Origin of the sequence: Candidatus Rhabdochlamydia sp. W815, from assembly GCF_018642185.1 — a bacterium.
In the GTDB taxonomy this organism is placed as follows: domain Bacteria; phylum Chlamydiota; class Chlamydiia; order Chlamydiales; family Rhabdochlamydiaceae; genus Rhabdochlamydia; species Rhabdochlamydia oedothoracis.
Genome location: NZ_JAAVTY010000110.1, coordinates 1 through 4,855 on the forward strand (window position 1 = coordinate 1; position 4,855 = coordinate 4,855).

A 4,855-nucleotide genomic window follows, 5' to 3' on the forward strand; every position below is an offset into this window, starting at 1 on the left:
TATCGAAAAATATTGGGCCAATATGAAAACGAAAATCCGAGAACTTTTACCTACTGTAGCTAATTTATCCGAAGCCTTAGATCAAGCTGTTTTATCAATGTCGATTTAAATAACTATATCTGCTGAGTTTGTTTCGGGTGTTTAAAAATCTTGATGGTGGTGATTTATATCAAGGCGGTCTTTGAAAGGCTATCGCAAAACAGCAAGATTTAAAGCGATTATAGCAATGTATACTAGTTTGATTTCAAAAGGCAAAAAAATAGGTTTTATATGGACGAAAAATGCAGGCAGCAAATTGGGATGCCAATCCTTGTGGATAACGAAAGACAAATCGTCTTAACAAATTCAAAAAATCTTTCCAAATAAGTGTTATCCAATAAAAAATTACAACAAAATCTAACTATTATGCAAAGAAATGCAAAATAGTCTTGGCTTTTTTGCAACACCCTGCATAATAGTCATACATGGAGCGGTTTCAACAACAAAGTATTTTACGCGATCTTCAAAAAAAAATGGTTATTTTGTCAGGCCCTAGACAGGCTGGTAAAACAACTTTAGCCAAGGCTATCTCAAAGCAATTTACTTCCTCGATGTATTTAAACTATGACAGCTATGAAGACCGAAGAATCTTTTTAAAAGAAGCTTGGTTACCCTCTGTTGAACTTCTCATTTTCGATGAAATCCATAAAATGCCCAAATGGAAGAATTACCTGAAAGGAGTTTACGATACAAAGCCTGAGCATCAAAAAATTTTAGTGACAGGAAGCGCTCGTCTAGAAGTTTTTAAACAAGTAGGAGATTCTCTTGCTGGGCGTTACTTTCTTCATCGTCTTATGCCTCTTTCTCCTGCTGAATGTGAAAAGGTTCATGTCAATTATACAATCGATCGCTTTTTAGAAAGAGGAGGGTTTCCTGAACCTTTTTTGACTCAAGATTTAATGGATACAGATCGATGGCGTCTCCAATATATCGATAGTTTATTAAGAGAAGATGTTCTTGATTTTGAAAATATTCAAAACTTAAACGCTATTCGCCTAGTTTTTGAGCTATTAAGAGAAAGAGTGGGATCTCCTGTTTCTTATAGTTCTATCGCTCAAGATGCCGCGATCTCTCCCAATACAGTAAAAAAATATATTCAAATTTTAGAAGCTCTTTACATCGTGTTTCGTGTAACACCATTTTCACGTAATATTGCTCGCAGCTTATTGAAAGAGCCTAAAATTTACTTTTTTGACATCGGCCTTGTTAAAGGGGGCTCGGGATCTCGCTTTGAGAACTTAGTGGGATTTTGCCTTTTGAAACATGCATTAGCAAAAGCTGATTACCAAGCTAAAATAGTTTCGCTGCATTATCTGCTTACAAAAGAAAAAAAAGAAGTGGATTTTGTATTAGCTCAAGATAATCAGATGGAAAAGCTCATTGAAGTAAAATACTCAGACCATTTAATAAATCCAAGTCTTCGTTACTTTCATGAAAAATATCAGACGCCATCTGTTCAAGTTGTCAAAGAACTAAAAAGAGAATGGGTTGAAAATCAAATAGAAGTTGTTCAGGGTGTTAATTTTTTAAAATCGTTATATTTGTAATATAGAAAGTTCTGTATTGCAATAAAGATTGCTTTATTGCTTCTTCTATCCCATATCGGTTATTTGAGAATTTCTCTGAATGAATCCATTTAATTCTTCAATTAAGATGCGATATCTTCCTTTAGGACTGATTTGCATAGCCTTAATCTTCCCACTTTTAATAGCGCGTCTAATTGTTAAAGAACTCATGCCTAGCATAACAGCCGCTTCAGGTAAAGTAACAACTTTTCTAGATGTGTCTAAGAGGTGACTATTCATAAGTATCTATATACTAGTTTCCTATTCGCTCCTTTGTCAAATAAAATATTTATTATTTTTTTTTCAAAAAAGAGCGATTGTAAGTAGTCTAAAATTTGCTTTCTTCAATTTGTTGTGATACAGGGCAAAGAGCTCCCCACATCACTCATGCATTTTTTAAATCCAAAGCCAGATGTTACTAAATCACACTTTATCCCAGGGGCATAAGCCAAAAAACAACTAGTAACACCTGACAAAATGGTAATAATGATTGAAAAGAAAAGCATTAACCAAAAAAACCCAGAAGGTTTTTTATGGAAGCCTTTCTTCATATTTTTCTTCTTCTCGATCACGAATAGCACTGGCAACCTCAACAACTGTATTCATAATTTGCAGGCCATGATATCTCAAAGCAGCATCACAAATATTTGTTAATGATTTTTCCATTTTCTCATCTACTTCAAGCACTTTTGTTTTAGTCATTTTATCCTCAAAACCGGTTTAAAAATCACGAAAATAATAACAAAAAAAATAAAAACTAAAACATTTTATTTTATCTTTTTACGGAAAACCAATGATCTTGTATCTAAAAGCATCTGTTTTTTAATAAAAGACTAATCTTTTGCAAGCTACCTTCTTTAAATCTTTACGTACGAATTTGCAGAAAAAATACAAAAGCCTAATTGATGCCAAGTACTTAATAAGTAAATATTAGCTTATTTATTAAATGGCTTTATTGTGTCCATAATTAGTCTTATGGACACATAAGAGCGCAACAAGCTTTTTAAGTAAAAAAAAAGAAAACACTATACACATTAAGTGAAAATACATAATTTAAAGATCGAAGATGATCTTCTTTGAGTAGGATGTCTTTTGTTAAGTCTTAAAAGCAAAAATATGAATGCAGAAATAATAGAATTAGAAGAAAAACACAAACTTAACTACAAACAAGTTATTGAAATTAAAAATGAAAGGCTTTGGCAAGCCCTTTCTAGAGTTAATCTTCGCACTGCAATTATTGAGTGGATTGAGACAATTACCAACCCTTGCACCAAAAGTTCTTATACAACTTCAATGAAAGAATTATTGGAAAGAGGTTTTTTGAACCCAAATTGGAGTTTGCAAATGTTTGGGGTTCTATCTACAAATGCGATTGTCGATCAAATTAAAACCCAAACAATCTACATAAAAAATAAAATAACCGAAGAAACAAAACAGGAATGGTCAACACGAACTAAAGAAGCTCGCATTAGTTGTTTATTAGCTTTTACAAGATATCTATCAAGAAAAACAGAAGGGATTATAGCCAAAGCAACACCCAATAGAACCGGATTAGAGAAAACCTTTAGCCCACCATCTAAAAAAGTAAAAACAGAATCCTTGAATAGAGCACAACTCTATCGATTTTTAGAAGAACTAGAGCAAATCAACCCAAGAGACGCATTAATTGCGAAGTTGTGCTTACATGGGGCAAAAAGAATTAATGAAGTGCTCTCTTTAGAGGTTTATCGTATTGATTTCGAAAAAAGACAGATCTTATTTAAGCAATCCAAAAGTAAATTAACAGATGATTTTACGATTATCAATTTTGAGAAAGAAGGAGCCCAGGTTTTGCTTCAGAAATTAAAAGATTACATACAAGCAAGAAAGGGTCTTGTCTTTCTTACAAGAAATAATAAAGGAGTAAAGAAAACTCAAGTAGATCGAAATTTTTCAAAAGCAGGAAAGAACGCACAAATCCCCTTTCGAGTAAGTGCCCATAATTTAAGAACTACCGCTATTACTCTTTGGAAAGAAGATGGATTTAGCGATTCTTTAATTATGAAAGCAAGCGGCCATTCTAGCAGTGAAATGGTTCATCGATACGATAGAACAGATATTGCTGATAACGTAACCAGTAAATCTTATCTGTTGTAAAACTTTAAAAGTAAGGTGGTATTAAATCTGTTAAAATTGTACTAGTTGAGATTTAATCTGACTTTGTTTAGATAAAAAGTAAAACAAACTTGGAGTAAATACGAACATATCACAGAAAATCATAAAACCTAAACTGGGATTGCTTCAGCTAACAAAACAATTGGGTTCCGTTTCAGAAGCTTGTAAAGCTATGGAATACAGCAGAGATTCCTCTTATCGTTTTAAAAGCCTGTTTAAAATCTTTTCAAACTTATATAAAGAACGCTCTACAACCCATCTTCTAGGAATGACTGTAAAAGAATGAATTGCATTTCTTTTGGCTATTTCTACTATACATCCTAATATTTCCTGCACGTTCTTTCTCAATCTTCCTGGTATCTGTATAACCTACATAGCCTGTGTTTGGTTTCTCAATAGACTCCAGAGCCTGTATTGGTTCCTGCATCGCTTTTATAGACTGTGGTGATTCCTTCAGGCTCTTCAGAGACCTTAATTGTTCCTTGAGAATCTTGATAGAATGTAAAGGTTTTTCCAGAGCGTTTATAAACTATATTGGTTGTTCCACCGCGTTTATCGACTGTGAGGGTTACCCCAGATCCTGGCATTGTTCCTTGAGAGCGTTTATAGTCTGATCTGATTCCTTCAGGTTCTTCATAGACTATGAGGTCTCCATCAGAGTATTCATAGACTTTGATGGTTCTTCCAGAGCGTGTATAGGCTATAGCGGTTCTTTCATAGCTTTTATCGACTATGATGGTTCCCTCGGATCCTCCATAGCCTGTATCTGTACCTGTGGTGGTTCCTCCGTGGTCTCCCGTACCTGAGCCTGTATCTGTGGTGGTTCCTGCATCGCTTTTATAGACTGTAGTGATTCCTTCAGGCTCTTCATAAACTTTGATGGTTTCAGAGTCTTCATAGACTTTGATGGTTTTTCCAGAGCGTTTATAAACTATATTGGTTGTTCCACCGCGTTTATCGACTGTGATGGTTCCCCCAGATCCTGGCATTGTTCCTTGAGAGGGGTTATAGTCTGATCTGATTCCTTCAGGTTCTTCATAGACTATGAGGTCTCCATCAGAGTATTCATAGACTTTGATGGTTCTTCCAGAGCGTGT

6 protein-coding genes and 1 pseudogene are annotated in these 4,855 nt (G+C 34.5%); 3 read left to right on the plus strand and 4 right to left on the minus strand.

What is annotated here, in order from left to right:
* Nucleotides 1-464 precede the first annotated feature (464 nt).
* Nucleotides 465-1,586, plus strand: coding sequence for an ATP-binding protein (locus tag RHOW815_RS06860; protein WP_215217580.1), 1,122 nt, complete (start codon nt 465-467; stop codon nt 1,584-1,586).
* 45 nt (nt 1,587-1,631) lie between these two features.
* Here RHOW815_RS06860 and RHOW815_RS06865 read toward each other — a convergent pair whose 3' ends face one another.
* Together RHOW815_RS06865 and RHOW815_RS06870 are read right to left on the minus strand one after the other, a co-directional pair.
* A complete protein-coding gene (locus RHOW815_RS06865; RefSeq protein ID WP_215217581.1) occupies nt 1,632-1,844 on the minus strand; it encodes a helix-turn-helix domain-containing protein in 213 nt (70 codons plus the stop codon).
* Nucleotides 1,845-2,135: 291 nt separating this feature from the next.
* On the minus strand, nt 2,136-2,306 hold the full coding sequence (locus RHOW815_RS06870; protein WP_215217582.1) for a hypothetical protein: 171 nt from the start codon (nt 2,304-2,306) through the stop codon (nt 2,136-2,138).
* A gap of 414 nt (nt 2,307-2,720) precedes the next feature.
* Here RHOW815_RS06870 and RHOW815_RS06875 point away from each other — a divergent pair, with 414 nt between their 5' ends.
* Together RHOW815_RS06875 and RHOW815_RS06880 are read left to right on the plus strand one after the other, a co-directional pair.
* Nucleotides 2,721-3,740 (plus strand): tyrosine-type recombinase/integrase, encoded by a 1,020-nt coding sequence (locus RHOW815_RS06875; protein ID WP_215217583.1) that lies wholly within the window; start codon nt 2,721-2,723, stop codon nt 3,738-3,740.
* A gap of 106 nt (nt 3,741-3,846) precedes the next feature.
* A pseudogene (locus RHOW815_RS06880) lies at nt 3,847-3,975 on the plus strand (helix-turn-helix domain-containing protein); the annotation flags it as partial.
* Here the strand turns inward: RHOW815_RS06880 and RHOW815_RS06885 are convergent.
* Entirely contained in the window at nt 3,954-4,094 is a 141-nt protein-coding gene (locus RHOW815_RS06885) for a hypothetical protein (RefSeq protein ID WP_215217584.1), read from the minus strand. The pseudogene RHOW815_RS06880 and the gene RHOW815_RS06885 overlap by 22 nt on opposite strands.
* Nucleotides 4,095-4,150: 56 nt before the next feature.
* Nucleotides 4,151-4,855 (minus strand): hypothetical protein (locus tag RHOW815_RS06890; protein ID WP_215217585.1); only part of this gene is annotated, 705 nt, incomplete at its 5' end.